The organism is Rhizobium sp. SEMIA 4085, assembly GCF_013004495.1.
In the GTDB taxonomy this organism is placed as follows: domain Bacteria; phylum Pseudomonadota; class Alphaproteobacteria; order Rhizobiales; family Rhizobiaceae; genus Rhizobium; species Rhizobium gallicum.
On sequence record NZ_JABEPH010000029.1, the window covers coordinates 1 to 21,364 of the forward strand.

Sequence of the window (21,364 nt, forward strand, 5' to 3'; positions counted from 1 at the left end):
CGCCGGAGCCGAGCGACATGGCAAGCAGCGCCGGCATCTTGTCGTAGATGCCGAAGCGCTCGGCATATTCGGCAACGATGTTCATGCCGAGGTCATTGGCAAGGCGCACGGTCATCAGGTTGCGCGAGTGCTCGATGCCGGAGCGCAGCGTCGACGGACCGTTGAACTCACCGCCGTAGTTTTCCGGCCTCCACACCTGGCCGCCGGAGACGACCTCAATCGGCGCGTCCATGATCACCGAAGCCGGCGTGTAGCCATTGTCCATGGCCGCAGCATAGACGAACGGTTTGAACGAAGAGCCCGGCTGGCGCATCGCTTGCGTCGCGCGGTTGAATTCCGATTGCCCATAGGAAAAACCGCCTGCCATCGCAAGAACGCGGCCGGTCTTCGGATCCATGGCAACCAGGCCGCCCTGAACCTTCGGCGGTTGGCGAAGACGGTAGGACGTCGAGCCTTCGTTCCCCAGCCGCTCGACATAGACGACGTCGCCCGGCGATAGCACCCCTTCCGGCGACTTGGCCGTCTTGCGCTCGCCGGTCGAGGAGCGGTAGGCCCACTGCATGTTGTTCGCCTCGATCGTGCCATGCTCGCGCTCGGCGGCAGCCTTTCCCGCACCGTCCCTGGCGGGCTGGAGGCCGATGTCGACGCTCTCGGTGGAAACGGCAAGGACGACGGCGAGACGCCATTCGGGCACGTCGGAGAGTGCTGGGATTTCCGCGAGCGCCTTGCCCCAATCGGCGGTGGTGTCGATCGTCTTCAGCGGTCCATGGAAGCCGCGGCGTTCGTCGTAGGTCGTCAGGCCGTCCTGCAGCGCCTTGCGGGCGGCAAGCTGCATCTGCGGATCGAGCGAGGTGCGGACCGAAAGCCCGCCTTCGTAAAGCGCCTTTTCGCCATACTGGCCAATGAGCTGGCGACGGACAGCCTCGGCGAAGTAATCCGAAGCAAAGAGCGAGGGGCCGTTGCTGCGGGCGGTCACGCCGAGCAGTTGCTTCTTGGCTTCCGCCCCGTCGCTCTGGCTCACATAGCCGTTTTCGACCATGCGGTCGATGACCCAGTTGCGGCGCTCCACCGCGGCATCCGGATGGCGGAAGGGATGATAGTTTGCCGGGCCTTTCGGCAGCGAGGCGAGATAGGCGGCTTCGGCGACGGTGAGTTCGGTGACCGACTTGTTGAAGTAGGTGAGTGCTGCCCCGGCGATGCCGTAGGAGTTCAGGCCGAAGAAGATCTCGTTCAGATAGAGCTCGAGGATCTTGTCCTTGCTGTAGGCCTGCTCGATGCGGAAGGAGAGGATCGCTTCCTTGATCTTGCGGTCGATCGTCTGGTCCGATGTCAGGAGGAAGTTCTTCGCCACCTGCTGGGTGATCGTCGAGGCGCCCACCGGACGGCGGCCGGAGCCGAAATTCTGCAAGTTGACGACGATGGCGCGCGCAAGGCCGCTCAAGTCGACGCCGGGATGATTATAGAAATTCTTGTCTTCAGCCGAAAGGAAGGCCGCCTTGACGCGATCCGGGATCGCCTGGATCGGCAGGAAAAGACGCTTCTCCTTGGCATATTCGGCCATCAGCGCGCCGTTGCCGGCATGAACGCGGGTAGTGACCGGCGGCGCATAACTGTTCAGGACGGCGTAATCGGGGAGATCCTTCGCGACGTTTGCCAGGTAGACGGCAACGACGGCAGCAGCGCCGAGAAACAGGACGCAAGCAATTCCGAAGAAATATCCAAGAAGTCTGATCATATTGAGCTACCGGTATTCCAAATTTTCAATCGGCGCAGGCGCTATATTTGCATGGAAGCGGGCGATTTGCACGCCGCGCGGGCTTACTCCATGAGCGCCATCGCGACAAGCCGTCCAACCCGCCTGTCGAAAACATAGCGGCGAGTAACGGCCTGAATGTGAGCAAAATAGGGCTCCCCTGCCCCATTCACATGCTCCGCTTTGCTTTCACCGCGGGTGTCACATCTCAGCCACGCCCTCAGCCGCCATTGGCAACCACGGAGGAGCGGTAGCGCTTGACGGCGTCGGTCAACAGCTCGGCGATCTTCACCCGCCATTTCTCGTCGAGCAGCAGCTTTTCGTCTTCCGCGTTGGAAAGGAAGCCGAGTTCGAGCAGGATCGAGGGCACGTCCGGCGCCCGCAGAACCTGGAAGCCCGCGTGCCGATGCGGGTTGTTGATCGTACTGATCTGATCCTTGAAGGAGCCGAGCACGCTTTCGGCCAGCGAGATCGAGAAGGCCTGGGTCTCGCGGCGCGTCAGGTCGAGCAGGATATCGGCCACTTCCGGCGGTTCGGCGGCGGTTTCCTTGCCGGCGATCTGATCGGACAGGTTTTCGCGCTCGGCAAGATCGGCTGCAAGCTTGTCGGAGGCCTTGTCCGAGATCGTATAAACCGTAGCGCCGCGGATATCCTTCTGCTTCAGCGTATCGGCGTGCAGCGAGATGAAGAGGCCAGCGTGGTTTTGCCTGGCGATCTGCACGCGCTCGGCAAGCGACAGGAATTCATCCTCGCTGCGGGTGAGGAACGCCTTGATGCCATGCTCGCGGTTCAACCGGTCGGTCAGCGCCTTGGCGAAGGCGAGCGTCACCTGCTTTTCCTCGGTCTTGGTATCGACGCCGATCGCGCCGGTATCGATGCCGCCATGGCCGGCGTCGACGGCAATGATGAAATCGCCGGGCTTTGCCGCCTCAGGCGCCGGCATTGCGTTCGCCGGTTGCGGACGGTCTGCCGGATCGCTCCAGGACTGCGCCTTGACGAGGGCTGCAAACTCCTCCTTGCCGGTCATCTCGGCATCGAGCACGAGGCGGTAGCCCCTACCGTCCTCGTCGGCCTGCACCTTGGCCGTCGCCAGCTTCACCGGCTTGACGGCGCTCAGCACGATGCGGGCGCTGCCTTCGTCCATCGTGCCGTAGCGGATGTCCTTGAAAAGCCCCCTCGCCGCCAGATCCTTGGCCTGGAATCCGAAAGCGGTCGCCGGCAGATCGACGACGATGCGCTCGGGATTGGCGATATAGTGGACCGAAAAACTCGGGTGCCGGTCGAAATAGCTGACGAAGCGGGGACGGGAGTCGGCGCCGATGATGCGGGCGCCATAGGCAAGCAATGCCTCGGGCTTCTTCGGATCGGCGGCAAGCGCGATGATGGCCTGGAGCGAAAACGCCGCCGCTGCGAGCACGCCTACGAATCTCACCTTCCGCTTGCCGGATTTTCCCGCTGCGGGCCGCACCCTCTTAAACAATCGACCGCACACCCTATCTGTCATTGCAATAACCTTGCGGCCTAATACACGCGCCGCCCGGCTTTCAGCGCTTGTACGCCGCCGCCGAATCAGGACCGCTGATTCCCCCATCGTCTATGCGTTTCGAAATCCATCAATATTATGGCGCATTTGGCTTTTCCCTTGCTATTGTGACAGAGAAACCATACAACGATTTTCAGGTTAGAAAGTGTTGACGGGATAGAGTCGCCGCGCGGCTGCCAACCCCACGAGGACCTGGCGCCACAACCGGCAATCGTCCGCCGTCTTACGCGCTTCTCTCCACGGTAAACTGGATCCTGAATTTTCCGGCGTATGCGGAAACTTCATCGGTGGATAGCCACCAAACGCTCTGAGGAGCAAACTCATCGGACCCCAACGGGTCTTAAGTATTGTCGATCTCGCTTGGTCATAATGGTTTCGCAGCAGGTTTTATCCAAAGTCTACAGGCCCCGGGAGAATGATTTCCCCGCTGTTGCCTGGCTGCTGCTGTCCCGCCCGAACCAAGCGCGACTTTCATTATCCGGCGCACCCACGTTCGATCGCATGCCCCCTGTTATCAATACAGGCGGGAATGTGCGTCTGCGGCTGCGCCGAGGAGCACACCTTACATGGCAGACAAAATGCTTATCGACGCGTCTCACGAGGAAGAGACACGTGTCGTTGTCGTTCGCGGGAACCGTATAGAAGAATTTGACTTCGAGTCGCAGCACAAGAAGCAGATACGCGGCAACATCTATCTCGCAAAAGTAACGAGGGTCGAACCCTCGCTGCAGGCCGCTTTCGTCGATTACGGCGGGAACCGGCACGGCTTCCTGGCCTTTGCCGAAATCCATCCCGACTATTACCAGATCCCGCTGGCCGACCGTCAGGCTCTGCTTCGCGCCGAGGCCGAGGAGCACCGCCGAGACGACGATGTCGAGCATGTCGAAACGGCGCCGGTGAGCGACCTGTCGACCCAGGAGCAGCCCGACGTCGGCATCGTGCCGAAGCAAGAGCCCGCCGCCGAAGAGGTTTCCGAAGACGCCGCTCCGGTTGAGGCAAGCGCTCCGGCCGCCGAAGAGGCCCCGGTCAAGAAGGCCAAGCCGCGCCGCAGCCGCAAGAAGGCCGTCGAAACCACCGCAACCGAAGATGCCGTCCCGACCGATGTCGAAGCACCTTCGGCCTCCGTCGTCGACAATGATGACGAAGGCCCCGTCGGCGGCAGCATGGCTGCTGCTGTCGAGACCGACTCGATCTCCGAAGACGTGGATTCGCGCCGGCGCGGCAATGACGACGATGACGACGACGACCATGAAGAGGAAGTGATCGAATCCGTCGGCGCCGAAGACGCGATGGAAGAGGTTCCCGACCGCGTGCAGCGCAAGCCGCGCAAGCAGTACCGCATTCAGGAAGTCATCAAGCGCCGCCAGATCCTGCTTGTGCAGGTCGCCAAGGAAGAGCGTGGCAACAAGGGCGCGGCCCTCACCACCTATCTCTCGCTCGCGGGCCGCTACTCCGTTCTGATGCCGAACACGGCTCGCGGCGGCGGCATTTCCCGCAAGATCACCAATCCGCAGGACCGCAAGCGTCTCAAGGAAATCGCCCGGATGCTCGAAGTCCCGCAGGGCATGGGCGTCATCCTGCGCACGGCCGGCGCCAACCGCACCAAGGTCGAGGTCAAGCGCGACTTCGAATATCTGATGCGCCTGTGGGAAAACGTCCGCACGCTGACGCTCGCATCCACCGCGCCCTGCCTCGTCTATGAGGAAGGCTCGCTCATCAAGCGCTCGATCCGCGACCTCTACAACAAGGACATCAGCGAAATCATCGTTTCCGGCGAGGAAGGCTATCGTGAAGCGAAAGACTTCATGAAGATGCTGATGCCGAGCCACGCCAAGGTGGTTCAGCCCTACCGCGACATCCATCCGATCTTCTCGCGCTCCGGCATCGAGGCCCAACTCGACCGCATGCTGCAGCCGCAGGTGACGCTGAAGTCCGGCGGCTACCTGATCATGAACCAGACGGAAGCGCTCGTTTCGATCGACGTCAACTCCGGCCGCTCGACGCGTGAACATTCGATCGAGGACACGGCACTCCAGACGAATCTCGAGGCTGCCGATGAAGTCGCCCGTCAGCTTCGCCTGCGTGACCTTGCCGGTCTCATCGTCATCGACTTCATCGACATGGAAGAGAAGCGCAACAACCGCGCCGTCGAGAAGAAGCTGAAGGAATGCCTGAAGAACGACCGTGCCCGCATCCAGGTCGGCCGCATCTCGCATTTCGGCCTGCTCGAAATGTCCCGCCAGCGCATCCGCGCTTCCGTGCTTGAATCCACGACCCAGGTCTGCTCGCATTGCGGCGGTACCGGCCATGTGCGCTCGCAGTCCTCCGTCGCGCTGCATGTGCTGCGCGGAATCGAGGAATACCTGCTGAAGAACACGACGCACGACATCACTGTGCGCACCACGCCGGAAATCGCGCTCTACCTGCTCAACCACAAGCGCCAGTCGATCGTCGATTATGAAACCCGCTTCGGCGTCGCGATCGTCGTCGATGCCGATAGCGCAGTCGGCTCGCAGCATTTCGCGATCGATCGGGGCGAACCGGTCGAAAATCCGGTCAAGATCGAAACCCTCTTCAACTTCGCAGCCATCCCTGACGATGACGACGAAGATATCGTCATCGAGACGGAGGAGGAAGAAGACGAGGAGCTTGAAGAAAAGCCCGCAGCCGTCGAGCGCGCGCCTCAGCAGCGCGCCGAAGGTGATGGCGAAGGCAGCCGGAAGCGCAAGCGCCGCCGCCGCCGCCGTGGCCGCAATGGTGCCGGTGAGCAGATCGCCGCCCAGGATACCGTTTCCGGCGAAACCGGAAACGAGGATGAAGGCGACGAGGAAGGTAGCGAGGGCGATGATATAGCCGCAGCAGCCTCCGAAACGGGGGCTGAAAGCGAAGAATCCCAGCGCCGCAAACGCCGGCGCCGCGGCAAACGTGGCGGGCGCCGCAACCGCGAGGAAGGCGAAGAACTGAGCGCCGGCGCTGAAGCCGTCGACGAAAACGCCGCTGATGCCGGGGATGGCACCGAGGCCGAAACGCAGGCTGAGATCGTCGAGGCCGTTGCCGAAGAAGCCGTCGAGGGCCAGCCGGCGATGGCAGCCATCGAGTCGGGCGCATTTGTCACGGAAGCAAAGCCCGCCAAGGGCCGCAGCCGCCGCAAGGCCGCCGCGTCTCCCGTCGAAGAACCGGTTGCCGAAGCCGTACCTGCGGAAGCCGAAACGGCCGAAGCCTACGCCGACCTCGCGACTCCGGCAGAGGACGAAGCCAAGCCGGTCCGCGCCAACCGCGAATCGAACATCTCCTCTTCGGCGACCCCGACGGTCAAATCCACACGCACCGAGCCCGCCGAGGCCGACAATGACGGCAAGCCGAAGAAAGCCGGCTGGTGGCAACGCCGCGGCTTCTTCTGAGACGCCGACCTAGGATCATGAAGCGACAATCCGGCTGCGGCAACGCGGCCGGATTTTTTTATCCGCTCGTCTGGTTGCGTGAAAGATGCGGCAAGAGGCTCTGGCGCGGCTTGGCAGTTTGTATGAAGCTGCACGCGGAGCATCATATGGGCACGTCGCTGGATGCGATCGTGGGTGACGGGCAGATATTCGAAGAAGCCGTTGAACTTGCGGGGAGCTTGTTTCTCCTGACAGCACAGCAGCGAGTTCGGATGGGCGGCGGGCTGCGTCCAGCCACCCTTTTGTCAACACCAGCTTGGCATTAATGGGCGACCTCGCCTGATGTCTCGACGCCCGACCTCTCTCCGAGTGGGAGAGGTACAAAATCTGGCCCTGGGGCCTCGGCCAAGGCCTAGGCTTTATGGGTAAGGGGAGAGCCACCCGCAGAAATGATCCCCTCTGGGCGGCGCTCGGACAGAAAATTCCGGGCCGGGCGTTATCGGACATGTCTGTGAGGCCGTTCATCCCCAAGCCTTGCGCTCCAACGAGGCGCCGGTATCCGAAAGAGACCGAGTTGGCTATAAAAATCCCGAAGGGGCGGTGGGAAGCCCCATACACTTTACTTCAACGCGGCAAATTCCAGCCCCGTCCGAGTGAACGCAAGACGCAAGACGCGGGGTGAAACTCACCGCGTGAACGCGAGACCATGATTGCAAATATTTTGATTCAAGTACTTTCAAAAATCCTTTCGAAATCCTCGGCAAGCCTCGGAAATCAGACTCTATTTCAGCCAGACGCCGATGCGCTCCACCGCCTCGGCGATCTCGGCCTCGGAGCCCGCATAGGACATGCGCATCGTCCGGTTCCCTTCCAAGGGATCGAAGTCGAAGCCGGGCGTGGCGGCGACATCGATTTCCGCCAGCATGCGCTTGGCGAAGGCCATGCTGTCATTGGTGAAGCGGGTGACGTCGACATAGGCATAGAAGGCGCCGTCCATGGGCGAAGCGATCGAAAGTCCGATCTCGGGAAGACGCCGCATCAGGAAATCACGGTTCCTGGCATAGCTTGCCCTATAGAGATCGAGCTCCGCCGTTGCGTTGAGTGCCGCCGTCGCGGCGATCTGGGAAAGCTCCGGCGGCGAGATGTAGAGGCTTTGCGCCACGCGCTCGATCGTCCGGACCAGACGCTCCGGCAACACCATCCAGCCGATGCGCCAGCCGGTCATGCAATAATATTTCGAGAAGGAGTTGATGACGACCGCCTCGCCGGTCAGCTCCAGCGCACTCGTCTCCTCGCCGGCGAATGTCAGCCCGTGGTAGATTTCGTCGGAGATGAAGGCGATCGAGTTGGCGGCGCAATAATCGCCGAGCGTCTTCAGCCCCTCCCTGCCCGTCACCGTGCCCGTCGGATTGGCCGGGCTTGCGAGCAGCACGCCTTTCAGCCTGACGCCGCCTTCCTGCTGCGCCGCCTCCAGGCTTTCCGGCGTCAGCGTGAAATGCGTCTCGGCCGTCACCGGCACTTCAATAATCTTCAAGCCGAGCGCGGCGAGGATGTTGCGATAGGCCGGATAACCGGGCCTGGCGATCGCCACGGCATCGCCGGCATCGAAGAGCGAAAGAAAGGCAAGGTTGAAGCCCGCAGACGAGCCGGTGGTGATGGCGATCCGCAGCGGGTCGATGTCAAGCCCGTGCCGGTCGCGGTAGTGCTCAGCCAGCGCTTGCTTCAGCCGTGCGGTGCCGAGGGCGTCGGTATAGCCGATCCTGCCCTTGGCGAGCGCTGCGCGTGCCGCATCGAGCGCTGCCTGCGGCGTCGGATGGGAAGGCTGGCCGACCGCCATCGAAATGACCGGATGACCGCTTGCGCGCCGTCTGGTCGCCTCGGCGAGCACGTCCATGGCGTGGAAGGGTTCGACTTCGCTGCGTCTCGATATGGAAAACAAGGCTGCATATCTCCGGAAGTTCACTTGCGGCCAGACAATTGCCGCAATAATCGGCTCATCACAATCCCGCGATTGCGTCGCGCCTGCGAAAAATCCTGTTTGAGGAGCGGACCATGCGCCGTAATTTGGTGCTTCGCAGTTCTACCTGTTAACACGGCGATGATAAGATGCAGCAAATATCGCGCCCCATTCGCCGTAGACGAGGATAAAATGACCTTCTTCCCGAAAGCCTTCACCACACTTGCGCTCGCAGCGAGCGTTGCCCTGCCCCTTCCGGCGGCAGCCCTCGATGACGCGCAGAAGAAGGAGTTCGGCGCGTTCATCAAGGAATACCTCATCCAGAACCCCGAGATCATGATTGACGTTCAAAACGCCCTCCAGAAGAAGCAGGAAGAGGCTCGCCTCGTGAAAGCCAACAGGGCGATCGAAGACAACGAGAAGGAAATCTTCGACGCGAAATACGACGCGACCATCGGCAATCCGAAGGGCGACGTCACGATCGTCGAGTTCTTCGACTACAATTGCGGTTATTGCCGCCACGCTCTTTCAGACATGCAGACCATGCTCGAAAAAGACAAGAACGTCCGTTTCGTGCTGAAGGAACTTCCGATCCTCGGGCCGGAATCGGCTGCCGCCCACAAGGTCTCGGACGCCTTCCGCAAGCTTGCGCCTGAAAAATACGGCGAGTTCCACATCGCCCTGCTCGGCAGCGATGGACGGGCTGATGAGGAGAAGGCTCTCGGCGTTGCGGAATCGCTCGGCGTCAGCAAGGAAAAGATCCTCGCGGAGATGAAGAAGAGCCCGAGTGACGAGAGCGTTCAGAAGACCTATCAGCTTGCCCAGAACCTCGGCATCACCGGCACGCCATCCTATGTAATCGGCAACGAGCTGGTGCAGGGCGCGGTCGGCTTCGACGACCTGGAGGCCAAGGTCAAGAACATGCGCGCCTGCGGCAAGACGAGCTGCTGAGGCCGCGCCCATCAATTCGCCAAAATCCAAGTGTTTCAGCCATGTGGACAAATATGGCACGATTCCGGCTGCCTTCCCCAAAGGGCTTTCAATCAAGGCATGGGGAGTCTATAGGTGGCCCTCGTGCTTTTGACGGAACATTCGATGACGCAGACCATTTTCGTCCTGAACGGACCTAACCTGAATTTGCTGGGCACCAGAGAGCCCGGCATTTACGGCGGAAAGACGCTCAAGGATATCGAGACGGATTGCAAGGCGGCGGGCGGCGAGCTCGGCTTGGAGATCGACTTCCGCCAGAGCAATCATGAAGGCGTCCTCATCGACTGGCTCCACGAGGCAAACGGCAAGGCGGCGGGCGTCATGCTCAATGCCGGCGCCTACACGCACACCTCGCTCGCACTGCACGATGCAATCCGCGCTATTTCCATTCCGGTGGTGGAACTCCATATCACCAACGTTCATGCTCGCGAAGAATTTCGCCACAAGTCGTTGATTGCGCCCGCTGTGAAGGGTGTCATCTGCGGTTTTGGCCCCCATAGCTATATCCTGGCGCTCCACGCGCTGAAGAACCTCACGGCATAAGAAGAAGACAGGGCACACTCATGGCTGAGACGAAAAAAGGTATCGATCAGGCGCTGATCCGCGATCTCGCAAACATCCTCAACGACACGGACCTGACGGAGATCGAGGTCGAGCAGGACGATCTGCGTATTCGCGTTTCGCGCGCCGGCAACACGCATTATGTCCAGGCGCCGATTGGTGTTCCTGCCTATGCTGCAGCCGCTTCTTCCGCAACCGCACCGCAGCCTGCTTCTGCTGCTCCGGCCGCCGCAGTGCGTAACCCGGCCAACACCGTCAACGCGCCGATGGTCGGCACTGTCTACATGGCTCCGGCTCCAGGCGCCCGTGCATTCATCGAAGTCGGCGCGACCGTGAAGGAAGGCCAAACGCTTCTCATCATCGAAGCAATGAAGACGATGAACCAGATCCCATCTCCGAAGTCCGGTAAGGTCACGGAGATCCTCGTCGAGGATGGTCAGCCCGTCGAATACGGCCAACTCCTCGTCGTCATCGAATAAGGCGGGCGTCATGGTCTCCAAAATCCTCATAGCCAATCGCGGGGAAATCGCGCTACGCGTGCTGCGCGCCTGCAAGGAGCTCGGCATTCCCTGCGTCGTGGTTCACTCCACCGCCGATGCCGATGCCATGCATGTGCGCCTTGCCGACGAGAGCGTCTGCATTGGCCCGCCGCCCTCGCGCGATAGCTATCTGAACATCCATCAGATCGTTGCCGCCTGCGAAATCACCGGTGCGGATGCCGTGCATCCGGGCTATGGCTTCCTTTCGGAAAATGCCAAGTTCGCGGACATCCTCGATGCCCACGACATCACCTTTATCGGGCCGACGGCGGACCATATCCGCATGATGGGCGACAAGATCACCGCCAAGACGACCGCGCTGGAACTCGGAATCCCGGTTGTTCCAGGCTCGGACGGCGAAGTGAAGACCGAGGAAGATGCGATCAAGACGGCAGCCTTGATCGGCTATCCGGTTCTCATCAAGGCAACGGCAGGCGGCGGCGGCCGCGGCATGAAGGTCGCAAAATCCGAGGCCGACCTCATCGAGGCTTGGTCGACGGCACGCGCGGAAGCGGCGGCGGCCTTCGGCAACGACGCCGTCTACATGGAAAAGTATCTCGGCAAGCCGCGCCACATCGAAATCCAGGTGTTTGGCGACGGTGAAGGCAATGCCATCCACCTTGGCGAACGTGACTGCTCGCTACAGCGCCGTCACCAGAAAGTCTGGGAAGAGGCAAACTCGCCGGCGCTCAACGTCGAGCAGCGCATGAAGATCGGCCAGATCTGCGCCGACGCCATGAAGAAGCTGAAGTATCGCGGCGCCGGCACGATCGAATTCCTCTACGAAAACGGCGAATTCTATTTCATCGAAATGAACACCCGCCTGCAGGTGGAGCATCCGATCACCGAAGCGATCACCGGCATCGATCTCGTGCACGAGCAGATCCGCGTCGCCTCCGGCCGCGGCCTCTCCGTCACGCAGGAAGAGGTCACCTTCGAGGGGCACGCCATCGAATGCCGCATCAATGCCGAGGACCCGCGCACTTTCGTGCCTTCGCCCGGCACGATCACGCATTTCCATGCGCCGGGCGGCCTCGGTGTGCGCATCGATAGCGGCGCCTATCAGGGCTACAAGATCCCGCCCTACTATGATAGCCTCATCGGCAAGCTCATCGTGCATGGACGTACCCGCGTCGAATGCATGATGCGTCTGCGCCGTGCTCTTGACGAATTCGTCGTCGACGGCATCAAGACGACGCTACCACTGTTCCAGGATCTCGTGTCCAATCAGGATATCGCCAACGGCGACTATGATATCCACTGGCTGGAACACTACCTGGCCAACCATCCGGCTTAACGGAAATGGCAGGCTCGCGCAGGAAGTCCCCAGGCATTACCCCGGAGATTCTCCTGCGCGCCTATTCCATCGGCCTCTTTCCGATGGCCGAATCCGCCGACGATCCGGAAATCTTCTGGGTCGAGCCGGAGCTACGCGGCGTGCTGCCGCTCGACAACTTCCATGTCTCCAAAAGCCTTGCGAAGACTATCCGCAGGCAACCCTTCGATATCCGCTTTGATCATGATTTCGATGCCGTGATCGCGGCCTGTGCCGAGGCGACCTCCGACCGTCCGAGCACCTGGATAAACCATACGATCAGATCACTCTATTCGACGCTCCACCGCATGGGCCATGCTCATTCCGTCGAAGCATGGCACGACGATCAACTGGTCGGCGGCCTCTATGGCGTCTCGCTCGGTTCCGCGTTCTTCGGCGAGAGCATGTTCTCGCGCCGCACCGACGCCTCGAAGATCTGTCTCGTTCATCTGGTTGCGCGTCTGCGCGACAGGGACTTCACCCTGCTCGACACGCAATTCACCACCGAGCATCTGAAGACCTTCGGCGCCATCGACGTGCCCAAGGACGACTATGCGGTGATGCTCGCCGCGGCGATGGATTCACCGCACCTGAAGTTTTGAGGCTGCGGCAAGCGTCTTTCCCGCGCCCGCCCTCGCCCTTTGAGGGTCGCTTCGCTCTCGCCTCAGGGTGACGGCTTCTCACGGCGTCGGCGCTTGGAAAATATCGGTGCTGGCGGAAGCCCATACGGCGTAGCCTCGACGGACGAGGATGGCTACGACGCTGCTCATGACATGGAACGCTACTTCGCCGCGCCTTCGGGCGCCGGCACCTCGGACTGCGCCTTGCAGTCCTTCAGCCAGACGTCATAAATCGGGTGTTCCACAGCGTTGAGGCCGGGGCTGTCTGCGAACATCCAGCCGGTGAAGATGCGCCGGATCTTTCGGTCGAGGGTGATCTCGTCGACTTCGACGAACCCGTCGATCTTCTGGGCTTCCGCCTGGTCGCGCGAATAGCAGGCCTTCGGCGTGACTTGAAGCGCGCCGAACTGCACGGTCTCGTTGACATAGACGTCGAAGGTGGTGATGCGGCCGGTAATTTTGTCGAGGCCGGAGAAGACGGCAACGGGATTGTCGATGCGTGCGGCAGACGCCGCCTGCGGCAAGAAGGAAGAACCAAGCGCCAGGGCAAACCCGGCAGCACGCAGGACATGATTCCGCGTGAAAAGCGTCATATCTACCCGTCTCCAGCGCATTTCAGATCAAGGCCGCAGTTCCTGCGACCAACCTGCGGGTAAAGGTCAATTGTGGCCAAAAGCGGGGCCGGACGGCTCGCCTGGCAGAGCGACATCAGTTGCCGGGCGTCCAGGCGTCGTAGTCGCCGGTCACCCTCGGACGTTCGCCGGCAACGGCAAGCGAGCCCGGCGGGCGGTACGCCTGCGCAGAGCCGGTGAGGTTCGGACGGTGCGTCTTCTGCCATTCCTTGGCAACGTAGCTTTCCTTCGACGGCGGAACATCAGTGCGGTGGTGCATCCAGCCGTGCCAGCCCGGGGGGATGGCGGAGGCTTCGGCATATCCCTTGTAGATCACCCAGCGCTTCGGCAGGCCGTAGGAGGACATGCCGCCTTCATAGTAGACGTTGCCGAATTCATCCTCACCGACGCGCTTGCCGAAACGCCAGGTCGCAAAACGGGTGCCCAGCGTCTGGCCGTTCCACCAGGTGAAGATTTGCAAAAGAAGGTTCTTCATGTCTTTTCCTTGTGCTTGCCGAAGGCGAGCGGGACTGGAATTCGTTCTTCGCTTATGCCGCCGGAACGCTGGATTGTCCAGCGATTCCCATCGGCGAAACCTCATTTCAGGGGCATCTTGAAGCCCAAATGCGACGGCTTGAAACTGAGGCGCTTGGAGAAACGATGCGCATCCGGCGCTTGGTTTTGGAGATCAATTGCAGATGCAAAAGGCCGCGGCCTTTTGCATCGCCGACATCAATTCGATCATCTGCGCACCAGTTGCGTTGCAGCGCATGTCGCCACCTATCTGAAAGGCCGCCTTCGCGTGCCTTGCGGATCTCAACTTTGGCCATCGTTACCGGTTCAATGGGTGTCGAGCTGCTTTTCGAGGACCAGCGTCGCGATCCCCGATTGGCCCGGTCCGTCGTTTTCGTTGCGGCCGGCGTCGGTAAAACCGTGCGCGTGATAGAAGGCAATCGCCTTTTCGTTCCTTGGCTCGACCTCCAGACGCATGATCTCTGCATCCGGAAAGCAGGTCTCGAGCTCGGCGAAGATTTGTCGTCCGATGCCTTGGCGATGCAGCGACGGCCGCACGTAAAGCAAATGCAGCATAACCGTCTTCGTCCTCTCGTCCGACATGGCGGCATAGCCAATGCCGCCCACGGCCTTGCCGTTGTCGGCGACGAGGAATTCCGCGTTCTTCTTCGCCAGCCGCGCCTGGAGCGCTGCCGGAGAAAACAGGTGCGCGATCAGCTCGCTTACCTTCGCCTCGCCATAGAGATCGGCATAGGCGGAACGAAACGCCTCGACCAGCAGGGCGCGGACCTTGTCGAGGTCCCGCTCGCTTGCCGTGCGCACGAAATACACGGCCCTACTCCTCGATTCCGAGCTTGGTCTTGACGAGCGCCTGGACGGCCTGCGGATTGGCCTTGCCGCCGGTTGCCTTCATCACCTGGCCGACGACCCAGCCGGCAAGCGTCGGCTTTGCCTGAGCCTTGGCCCCCTGATCCGGGTTGGCGGCGATGATCTCGTCGACGGCCTTTTCAATGGCGCCGGTATCGGTCACCTGCTTCATGCCGCGGGCTTCGACGATCTCAACCGGATCGCCCCCTTCGTTGAGCACGATCTCGAAGAGGTCCTTGGCGATCTTGCCGGAGATGGTCTCGGCCTTAATGAGATCGATGAGCGCGCCCAGCTGAGCCGGCGAAACCGGCGTCTCTTCGATGTCCTTGCCGGTCCTGTTCAAGGCGCCGCGCAGGTCGTTGATGACCCAGTTTGCAGCCGTCTTGCCGTCGCGGCCTTCGGCCACGGCCTCGAAATAATCGGCAATCGCCTTTTCGGAGACCAGCACCGAAGCGTCGTAGACCGAAAGGCCGAGTTCGCGGACGAAGCGCTCCTTCTTGTCATCCGGCAGCTCCGGCAGGTGGGCTGCAAGATCCTTGATGAAGCCATCGTCGAATTCGAGCGGCAGCAGGTCCGGATCGGGGAAGTAGCGATAATCATGCGCTTCTTCCTTGGAACGCATGGAGCGCGTTTCGCCCTTGTTCGCGTCGAAAAGGCGGGTTTCCTGATCGATCGTACCGCCGTCCTCCAGGATGCCGATCTGGCGGCGGGCTTCGTATTCAATCGCCTGGCCGATGAAGCGGATGGAATTGACGTTCTTGATCTCGCAGCGCGTGCCGAAGGGCTCGCCGGGGCGGCGAACGGAGACGTTGACGTCGGCGCGCATCGAGCCTTCGTCCATGTTGCCGTCGCAGGTGCCGAGATATCGCACGATCGAGCGGAGTTTCGTCATGTAGGCCTTCGCCTCGTCCGACGAGCGCATATCGGGCTTCGAGACGATTTCCATCAGCGCGACGCCGGAGCGGTTGAGGTCGACGTAGGACATCGTCGCATGCTGGTCGTGCATCGACTTGCCGGCATCCTGTTCCAGATGCAGGCGCTCGATGCCGATCTCGATATCCTCGAACTGGCCTTGGCGGTCAGGACCAAGCGAAATGACGATCGTGCCTTCGCCGACGATCGGATCCTTGTACTGCGAGATCTGATAGCCCTGCGGCAGGTCGGGATAGAAATAGTTCTTGCGGTCGAAGACCGAACGTTTGTTGATCTGAGCTTTCAGACCGAGGCCGGTGCGCACCGCCTGCTTGACGCATTCCTCGTTGATGACCGGCAGCATGCCGGGCATGGCGGCATCGACGAGCGAGACGTTTGAATTTTGCGGCTTGCCGAATTCCGTCGAGGCGCCGGAGAAGAGCTTCGCATTCGACAGCACCTGCGCATGGACTTCCATGCCGATGATGACTTCCCAATCGCCGGTGGCGCCGGGAATGAAGCGTTTCGGATCAGGCGTGCGAACGTCGACAATGGTCATTTGATGCTCTTTGGAGGCTGTTCTTTTCAACTGGTGAGGTAAAGGAAATGGTCTGCCGGTGCAAGGCTTTCGGCACGTCAGTCAGAAGCTAGAGCCAGGCCCGTAAATGCCGTCGCCCTCGGTTTCCAGGTCCTTCGCCAATCCGACCGATGGTACGTCGCGGTCGAGCTTCGGATTATAGGCGATTGAAAGCCAGTGGATGGCGTAACCGTGTTTCTGGAAAAAGCTGATCGCCTCGGTATTTCCCGAATGCGTCTGCATTGCCGCCTTCGCGAAACCCTGCTCGGCAATGTCCTTTTCGATCTCTTCCAGAAGCGCAGAGCCGAGGCCCTGGCGGGTATAGGCCGGATCGATCCAGAAATCGGATATTGTCTCGTCCAGGTGTTCGCGCGCCGCCCAGCCGGCAACAATACCGTTGAGCTCGATCACCGTGATCGTCAACCATGTGCCTTGCGTAAAATTGACGAAAGCACTGCGCGCCGCATCCAGCAGCGCGTCCGACTCGCCCATTGCCGTCATCGCCTTTTGCCAGGCTCTGAGGCCGATCTCACTCAAAAGGTCCGCTTCGCCCTCGCGGGCATTGCGAATGTGGATCAATGGCACCTCCGCTCAACGCTTTCAGTAGAACACCGAATCGGTGGGTTTTCCAATGATTTGCGCGCTCGCGCCATCGTTATCAGCCGATTTTCGCAAGCCCGGCGCCTGCTTGACCTCCTGTTCGAGGCGAGCTACCAAGTCCTTATGTTGAGCCACTCTCAGACCCGCTAAAGGCCCTGCCTGCAAGCCTGCTTGCGCGCATGGGCCAGAAAAAAACGAAGCCCCGGCGCTCGCCTTTGACGCCGGATCGTTTTTTTACGCGCTTTTTCGGCGCGAAGACCGGATCAACATTCAAATGGACATTTCCCGCACGGAGCAGCGCATTCTGCACCTATTGGCCCAGGGCGGCCGCATCGAAATCACACGCGACGAAAGGAAAAAGATCGAAAAACTGCAGCTCTATACCCGCGAAGGCTGGGTATTCTCCGGCCTTGACCTGATCACCTTCCGCAAACTCAAACAGAAGAAGGCGATCAAATCTTCGAGCGGTAAGCCCTACCGCATCACGGAGCGCGGTTTGGTGCTGGTAAGAGCCGAGCAGGATAATCGATAGTTTCGCAGCACCATCCAAGCCGCATGTCGTGATCGGCGCGTGGCCTTGGGGGCGATGTTAGAGCTGCGCCGAAAGCTCGGCCCTCATCGCCGACCACTCTTTGGCCACGGTACCGGCTGCGCGCCTCTTACCCGCGCGTCGGTACCAGTAATCAGCATTCCAGTCGTCGCCTTCGATGCGATGGCAAAGGGCATGACCCCAGTCGAAGGGCTTTTCACCCTCGTTCGCCTGGCAGATTTCATGCACGGCCTGCCAGTCTGCGCCCATGTGAAAACCGCCGGCCGCGAGACGGTCGAATGCCTGGATCAACGGCGCGAGATCTGTCTTGTCCATGACGCCTCCTCGCGCCGCAGCTGTTGACGACTGAGCACCTCTCAAGATGCATCTTATCGGAAGCCGTCACTTTGCAGATGATGAGCCCGTTACCACCACTTCGCCGGCGTGAACTTGCCCGCGGCCTGTTCGATGACATGCGCGGTCTTGAAGAGGGTCTCTTCATCGAAGGGCTTGCCGATGAGCTGGAGGCCGAGCGGCAGACCTTTGTGGTCGAGGCCGGCAGGCACGGCGATGCCCGGGAGGCCTGCCATGTTGACCGTCACGGTGAAGATGTCGTTCAAGTACATCTTGACCGGGTCGGAGGCGAGGTTCTCGTCGGCGATGCCGAAGGCCGAGGACGGGGTGGCGGGCGTCAGGATAGCGTCGACGCCGGCGTCGAAGGCGAGTTCGAAGTCCCGCTTGATCAGCGTGCGGACCTTCTGGGCGCGCAGGTAATAGGCGTCGTAGTAGCCGGCCGACAGCACGTAGGTGCCGATCATGATGCGGCGTTTGACTTCGTTGCCGAAGCCCGCGGCGCGGGTCTTCTCGTACATGTCGACGATATCCTTGCCGTCGACGCGCAAGCCGTAGCGCACGCCGTCGTAGCGGGCGAGGTTCGAGGAGGCTTCGGCCGGAGCCACGATGGAATAGGCCGGCAGCGCGTATTTGGTATGCGGCAGCGAGATGTTGACGATCTCGGCGACGGCGTCCTTCAGCCAGGCGACGCCCTGCTGCCAGAGGGTCTCGATTTCTTCGGGCATTCCGTCGACGCGGTATTCGTTTGGAATGCCAATCTTCATGCCCTTCAGCGACTTGCCGAGCGAGGCTTCGTAATCCGGCACCGGCAGGTCGACGGAGGTCGTATCCTTCGCATCGACACTTGCCATCGACTTCAACAGGATCGCGGCATCGCGCACGTCGCGGGCGATCGGGCCGGCCTGATCGAGCGAGGATGCGAAGGCGACCGTGCCCCAGCGCGAGCAGCGGCCATAGGTCGGCTTGATGCCGACGGTGCCGGTAAAGGCGGCCGGCTGGCGGATCGAACCGCCGGTATCGGTGGCGGTGGCGCCGGCGCAAAGATGGGCAGCAACCGCCGCCGCCGAGCCGCCGGAAGAGCCGCCCGGAACGAGCTGCTGGTTCGAGCCCGCCGCACGCCACGGATTGATGACCGCGCCGTAGTGCGAGGTCTCGTTGGAGGAGCCCATGGCGAACTCGTCCATGTTCAGCTTGCCGAGCATGACGGCGCCGTCGTCCCAAAGGTTCTGGGTGACGGTCGATTCGTAGCGCGGCTCGAAGCCGTCGAGGATGTGGCTGCAGGCCTGGGTGTGGACGCCAACGGTCGCAAAGAGGTCCTTGATGCCGAGGGGGATTCCTTCGAGATCGCCGGCCTGGCCTGCGGCGATGCGCTCGTCGGATTTCTTTGCCATGACGCGGGCGAGATCGGGCGTGACTTTGATATAGGCGTTCAGCCGGTCGTTGGCCGCATCGATAGCCGAAATATAGGCTTCCGTCAGTTCGGTTGCGGTGATCTCCTTGGCGCGCAGCTTTTCGCGGGATTCGGCAATGGTCAGGCTGGTGAGTTCGCTCATCGTGTTCGCTCGGATTTTTGAATTGGCAACGTGGTCGGAAAAAGCGCTGGGCTTATTCGACGACTTTCGGCACCAGGAAGAAATTGTGGTCGCTGACCGGCGCATTGGCGACGATGTCCTCGGCCTTGCTGCCGTCGGTGACCTCGTCCTTCCGCTTTTTCATCGCCATCGGCGTGACAGAGGTCATCGGCTCGACGCCTTCGACATTCACCTCGGAAAGCTGTTCGACGAAACCGAGGATGCCATTCAGCTCGCCGACCATGCGATTTGCCTCTTCTTGCGAAACGGCAATACGGGCAAGGTGCGCGACGCGCTTAACGGTGGCAAGATCGACGGACATGGCATTCTCCGAATGGGAAATTTCCCACCCGCTATAAAGGCCATATCCGCCCAGTGCAACGGCGTTTTGCTCAGATGGACAGCGTCTCGCCCTGCTTCGGCGCCTTCACCTGCGTCTTCGAGCCTTCCATTCCGGAGACGAATTTATCCGGCGTCTGGTCGATGATCGGGAAGGTGCCGTAGTGGCAGGGGATTGCGGTCTTGAAATTGAAGTAACGCCGGCAGGCGAGTGCTGCGACGGCACCGCCCATGGTGAAGCGGTCGCCGATCGGCACGATGCCGATGTCCGGCTGGTGCAGTTCATTGAGGAGCGCCATGTCGGAGAAGATGTCGGTATCGCCCATGTGGAGCAGGCTTGCCTCGTCGTCGAAGTGCAGCATCAGGCCATTCGGATTGCCGAGCGCATGGGAGACGCCGTCCTCGGTAATCTGGGCGGAGGAGTGGAGCGCGTTGGTGAAGGTGGCGGTGAAACTTCCGAGCGAAACCGTGCCGCCCGTGTTTCCCATCTCGATCCTCTCGACGCCTTTGGAGCCGAGCCAGGCGGCGAGATCTGCATTGGCGAGCACAACGGCCCCCGTCTCGCGGGCAAGCGAAATGGTATCGCCGACATGGTCGCCATGGCCGTGCGTCAGGAGGATATGGGTGATGCCGCTTGCAACCTGCTTAATGTCCTGACCGGCGAAGGACGGGTTGTGGGTGAGAAACGGATCAATCAGTATCTTTGCCGCATTCGTCTCGATGCGGAAGGCGGAATGGCCGAGCCAGGTGATCTTCATGGAATCGCTCCTTAATACGTGATGCAAAAGCGGAATTGGATGCTAAGGACATATCCGGTATGGCCACAAAGAAAAGCGGCCAATGCTTCAATTTCTTTTGACGGGATGAACGACGATGACGGTGCTGACGATCGAGGAACTGGCGGCTGTGTTGCGGTCCGGACAGGCGATCGCCGGACTTGATCTTGGCACAAAGACGATCGGCCTTGCGATGTCCGATCTCGGGCGGCGCTTCGCAACGCCGCGGCCGGTCATCAAACGGCAGAAGTTCACGATTGACGCCGAAGTGCTACTTGCTTTTGCCGCGAAGGAAAAAGTCTCCGGTTTCGTCATCGGGCTGCCGATGAACATGGATGGCTCGGCCGGTCCGCGCGTTCAGGCGACGAGAGCCTTCGTGCGCAACATGGAGCAAAAGACGGCCCTGCCTTTTGTCTATTGGGACGAGCGGCTTTCCACGGTTGCGGCGGAACGGGCGCTGATCGAGATGGATGTGTCGCGCGCCAAACGTGCCGGGCGGATCGATTCGGCCGCCGCCAGCTTCATTCTTCAGGGGGCGCTGGACAGGCTCTCGCTGCTCGCCAGATCGGACGATTTCGAGGCCTGACGCGCCTTCCACCAGGCAATGAGCTTGCTGCGCTTGCGAAAGCCTATGATGGCGAAGACGACGAGGCTGTCGACAGCGATCGCGCGCGCGACAAGCGGCGGAATGGTTTCTGGCGGTACGCCGAGCACATCGCCGTAAATCTGGAAGGTCAGGTCATGAACCTGGCGCGTCAGCATGAAGATGCCGAAGTTCATGTCGTAGTAGGAAAGCCAGTACCAGCCGCCCAGAAAGGCGATCGGTCCCAACCAGAAGACCAGGAACCACTTCATGCTGCCTCCCCTTCCTGCCGGCTCAAAGACGCGTCGGGAGTGACCGCCCATGTCGACAATGCCATGACGCTCAAAACCAGTGCAGGCACGGCGATATCCAGCGCAAGCACCGCGAAAAACATCATCGCGGCAAAGAGCAGCATGGCTTTGGCAGCTTTGGTTCCCATGATTCCGACAGCTAAGTTTTAGACTGCGGATACCC

At 61.0% G+C, this 21,364-nt stretch carries 23 protein-coding genes and 1 pseudogene; 9 read left to right on the forward strand and 15 right to left on the reverse strand.

What is annotated here, in order from left to right; translation table 11 throughout:
• Both C9413_RS05145 and C9413_RS05150 read right to left on the reverse strand, forming a co-directional pair.
• Positions 1–1,735, reverse strand: a 1,735-nt coding sequence (locus C9413_RS05145) for a transglycosylase domain-containing protein (protein WP_170250244.1), incomplete at its 3' end; no start/stop codon positions are given.
• A 238-nt stretch (positions 1,736–1,973) separates the two neighbouring features.
• Positions 1,974–3,233 carry an N-acetylmuramoyl-L-alanine amidase gene (locus C9413_RS05150; protein ID WP_170250249.1) on the reverse strand — a complete coding sequence of 420 codons (1,260 nt, stop codon included), beginning with the start codon at positions 3,231–3,233 and terminating at the stop codon, positions 1,974–1,976.
• A gap of 629 nt (positions 3,234–3,862) precedes the next feature.
• Between C9413_RS05150 and C9413_RS05155 the strand changes: the two genes are divergently transcribed.
• Both C9413_RS05155 and C9413_RS05160 read left to right on the forward strand, forming a co-directional pair.
• Entirely contained in the window at positions 3,863–6,697 is a 2,835-nt protein-coding gene (locus C9413_RS05155) for a ribonuclease E/G (RefSeq protein WP_039844614.1), read from the forward strand.
• A 17-nt stretch (positions 6,698–6,714) separates the two neighbouring features.
• Positions 6,715–7,002 carry a hypothetical protein gene (locus tag C9413_RS05160; RefSeq protein ID WP_039844613.1) on the forward strand — a complete coding sequence of 96 codons (288 nt, stop codon included), beginning with the start codon at positions 6,715–6,717 and terminating at the stop codon, positions 7,000–7,002.
• A gap of 455 nt (positions 7,003–7,457) precedes the next feature.
• Here the strand turns inward: C9413_RS05160 and C9413_RS05165 are convergent, their stop codons facing one another.
• Positions 7,458–8,615 (reverse strand): aminotransferase class I/II-fold pyridoxal phosphate-dependent enzyme, encoded by a 1,158-nt coding sequence (locus tag C9413_RS05165; protein ID WP_039844612.1) that lies wholly within the window; start codon positions 8,613–8,615, stop codon positions 7,458–7,460.
• A 210-nt stretch (positions 8,616–8,825) separates the two neighbouring features.
• Between C9413_RS05165 and C9413_RS05170 the strand changes: the two genes are divergently transcribed.
• The 5 genes from C9413_RS05170 to aat all read left to right on the forward strand — a co-directional run bounded on the left by C9413_RS05170 (position 8,826) and on the right by aat (position 12,640).
• A complete protein-coding gene (locus C9413_RS05170; RefSeq protein WP_039844611.1) occupies positions 8,826–9,584 on the forward strand; it encodes a DsbA family protein in 759 nt (252 codons plus the stop codon).
• Between the two features lie 144 nt (positions 9,585–9,728).
• The gene (gene aroQ / locus C9413_RS05175; RefSeq protein WP_039846711.1) at positions 9,729–10,166 is read left to right on the forward strand and encodes a type II 3-dehydroquinate dehydratase; all 438 of its coding nucleotides are present in this window, start codon (positions 9,729–9,731) and stop codon (positions 10,164–10,166) included.
• Between the two features lie 20 nt (positions 10,167–10,186).
• Entirely contained in the window at positions 10,187–10,663 is a 477-nt protein-coding gene (gene accB, locus C9413_RS05180; protein WP_039844610.1) for an acetyl-CoA carboxylase biotin carboxyl carrier protein, read from the forward strand.
• Between the two features lie 10 nt (positions 10,664–10,673).
• Positions 10,674–12,020, forward strand: coding sequence for an acetyl-CoA carboxylase biotin carboxylase subunit (gene accC / locus C9413_RS05185; protein ID WP_039844609.1), 1,347 nt, complete (start codon positions 10,674–10,676; stop codon positions 12,018–12,020).
• Between the two features lie 5 nt (positions 12,021–12,025).
• Positions 12,026–12,640, forward strand: coding sequence for a leucyl/phenylalanyl-tRNA--protein transferase (aat, locus tag C9413_RS05190; protein WP_039844608.1), 615 nt, complete (start codon positions 12,026–12,028; stop codon positions 12,638–12,640).
• Positions 12,641–12,819: 179 nt separating this feature from the next.
• Here the strand turns inward: aat and C9413_RS05195 are convergent, their stop codons facing one another.
• From C9413_RS05195 to C9413_RS05215, 6 genes and pseudogenes are all read right to left on the reverse strand, one after another.
• A complete protein-coding gene (locus tag C9413_RS05195; RefSeq protein ID WP_039844607.1) occupies positions 12,820–13,251 on the reverse strand; it encodes a DUF2155 domain-containing protein in 432 nt (143 codons plus the stop codon).
• A 115-nt stretch (positions 13,252–13,366) separates the two neighbouring features.
• Entirely contained in the window at positions 13,367–13,765 is a 399-nt protein-coding gene (locus tag C9413_RS05200; RefSeq protein WP_039844606.1) for an NADH:ubiquinone oxidoreductase subunit NDUFA12, read from the reverse strand.
• 101 nt (positions 13,766–13,866) lie between these two features.
• Positions 13,867–14,014, reverse strand: a pseudogene (locus C9413_RS33080) (GNAT family N-acetyltransferase); the annotation flags it as partial.
• Positions 14,015–14,109: 95 nt separating this feature from the next.
• Entirely contained in the window at positions 14,110–14,613 is a 504-nt protein-coding gene (locus C9413_RS05205; protein ID WP_039844604.1) for a GNAT family N-acetyltransferase, read from the reverse strand.
• A gap of 4 nt (positions 14,614–14,617) precedes the next feature.
• Complete coding sequence (gene gatB / locus C9413_RS05210; protein WP_170250245.1) at positions 14,618–16,120, reverse strand: Asp-tRNA(Asn)/Glu-tRNA(Gln) amidotransferase subunit GatB; 1,503 nt, start codon at positions 16,118–16,120, stop codon at positions 14,618–14,620.
• A gap of 81 nt (positions 16,121–16,201) precedes the next feature.
• Entirely contained in the window at positions 16,202–16,717 is a 516-nt protein-coding gene (locus tag C9413_RS05215) for a GNAT family N-acetyltransferase (RefSeq protein ID WP_039844602.1), read from the reverse strand.
• A gap of 295 nt (positions 16,718–17,012) precedes the next feature.
• On the opposite strand from C9413_RS05215, the gene C9413_RS05220 reads away from it, so the two are divergent.
• Positions 17,013–17,270 carry a YjhX family toxin gene (locus C9413_RS05220; protein WP_039844601.1) on the forward strand — a complete coding sequence of 86 codons (258 nt, stop codon included), beginning with the start codon at positions 17,013–17,015 and terminating at the stop codon, positions 17,268–17,270.
• Positions 17,271–17,327: 57 nt separating this feature from the next.
• Here C9413_RS05220 and C9413_RS05225 read toward each other — a convergent pair whose 3' ends face one another.
• From C9413_RS05225 to C9413_RS05240, 4 genes are all read right to left on the reverse strand, one after another.
• Positions 17,328–17,603, reverse strand: coding sequence for a hypothetical protein (locus C9413_RS05225; RefSeq protein WP_039844600.1), 276 nt, complete (start codon positions 17,601–17,603; stop codon positions 17,328–17,330).
• A gap of 89 nt (positions 17,604–17,692) precedes the next feature.
• Positions 17,693–19,174 (reverse strand): Asp-tRNA(Asn)/Glu-tRNA(Gln) amidotransferase subunit GatA, encoded by a 1,482-nt coding sequence (gatA, locus tag C9413_RS05230; RefSeq protein WP_170250246.1) that lies wholly within the window; start codon positions 19,172–19,174, stop codon positions 17,693–17,695.
• Positions 19,175–19,226: 52 nt separating this feature from the next.
• Positions 19,227–19,514, reverse strand: coding sequence for an Asp-tRNA(Asn)/Glu-tRNA(Gln) amidotransferase subunit GatC (gatC, locus tag C9413_RS05235; protein WP_039844598.1), 288 nt, complete (start codon positions 19,512–19,514; stop codon positions 19,227–19,229).
• Between the two features lie 70 nt (positions 19,515–19,584).
• A complete protein-coding gene (locus tag C9413_RS05240) occupies positions 19,585–20,289 on the reverse strand; it encodes a metal-dependent hydrolase (protein ID WP_039844597.1) in 705 nt (234 codons plus the stop codon).
• A 115-nt stretch (positions 20,290–20,404) separates the two neighbouring features.
• Here C9413_RS05240 and ruvX point away from each other — a divergent pair, with 115 nt between their 5' ends.
• Positions 20,405–20,893 carry a Holliday junction resolvase RuvX gene (gene ruvX / locus C9413_RS05245; protein ID WP_039844596.1) on the forward strand — a complete coding sequence of 163 codons (489 nt, stop codon included), beginning with the start codon at positions 20,405–20,407 and terminating at the stop codon, positions 20,891–20,893.
• Here the strand turns inward: ruvX and C9413_RS05250 are convergent.
• Both C9413_RS05250 and C9413_RS05255 read right to left on the reverse strand, forming a co-directional pair.
• Positions 20,836–21,162 carry a DUF6105 family protein gene (locus C9413_RS05250; protein ID WP_039844595.1) on the reverse strand — a complete coding sequence of 109 codons (327 nt, stop codon included), beginning with the start codon at positions 21,160–21,162 and terminating at the stop codon, positions 20,836–20,838. The genes ruvX and C9413_RS05250 overlap by 58 nt on opposite strands.
• Complete coding sequence (locus tag C9413_RS05255) at positions 21,159–21,329, reverse strand: transposase (protein ID WP_052451501.1); 171 nt, start codon at positions 21,327–21,329, stop codon at positions 21,159–21,161. The genes C9413_RS05250 and C9413_RS05255 overlap by 4 nt, the downstream gene beginning before the upstream one ends.
• Positions 21,330–21,364 lie beyond the last annotated feature (35 nt).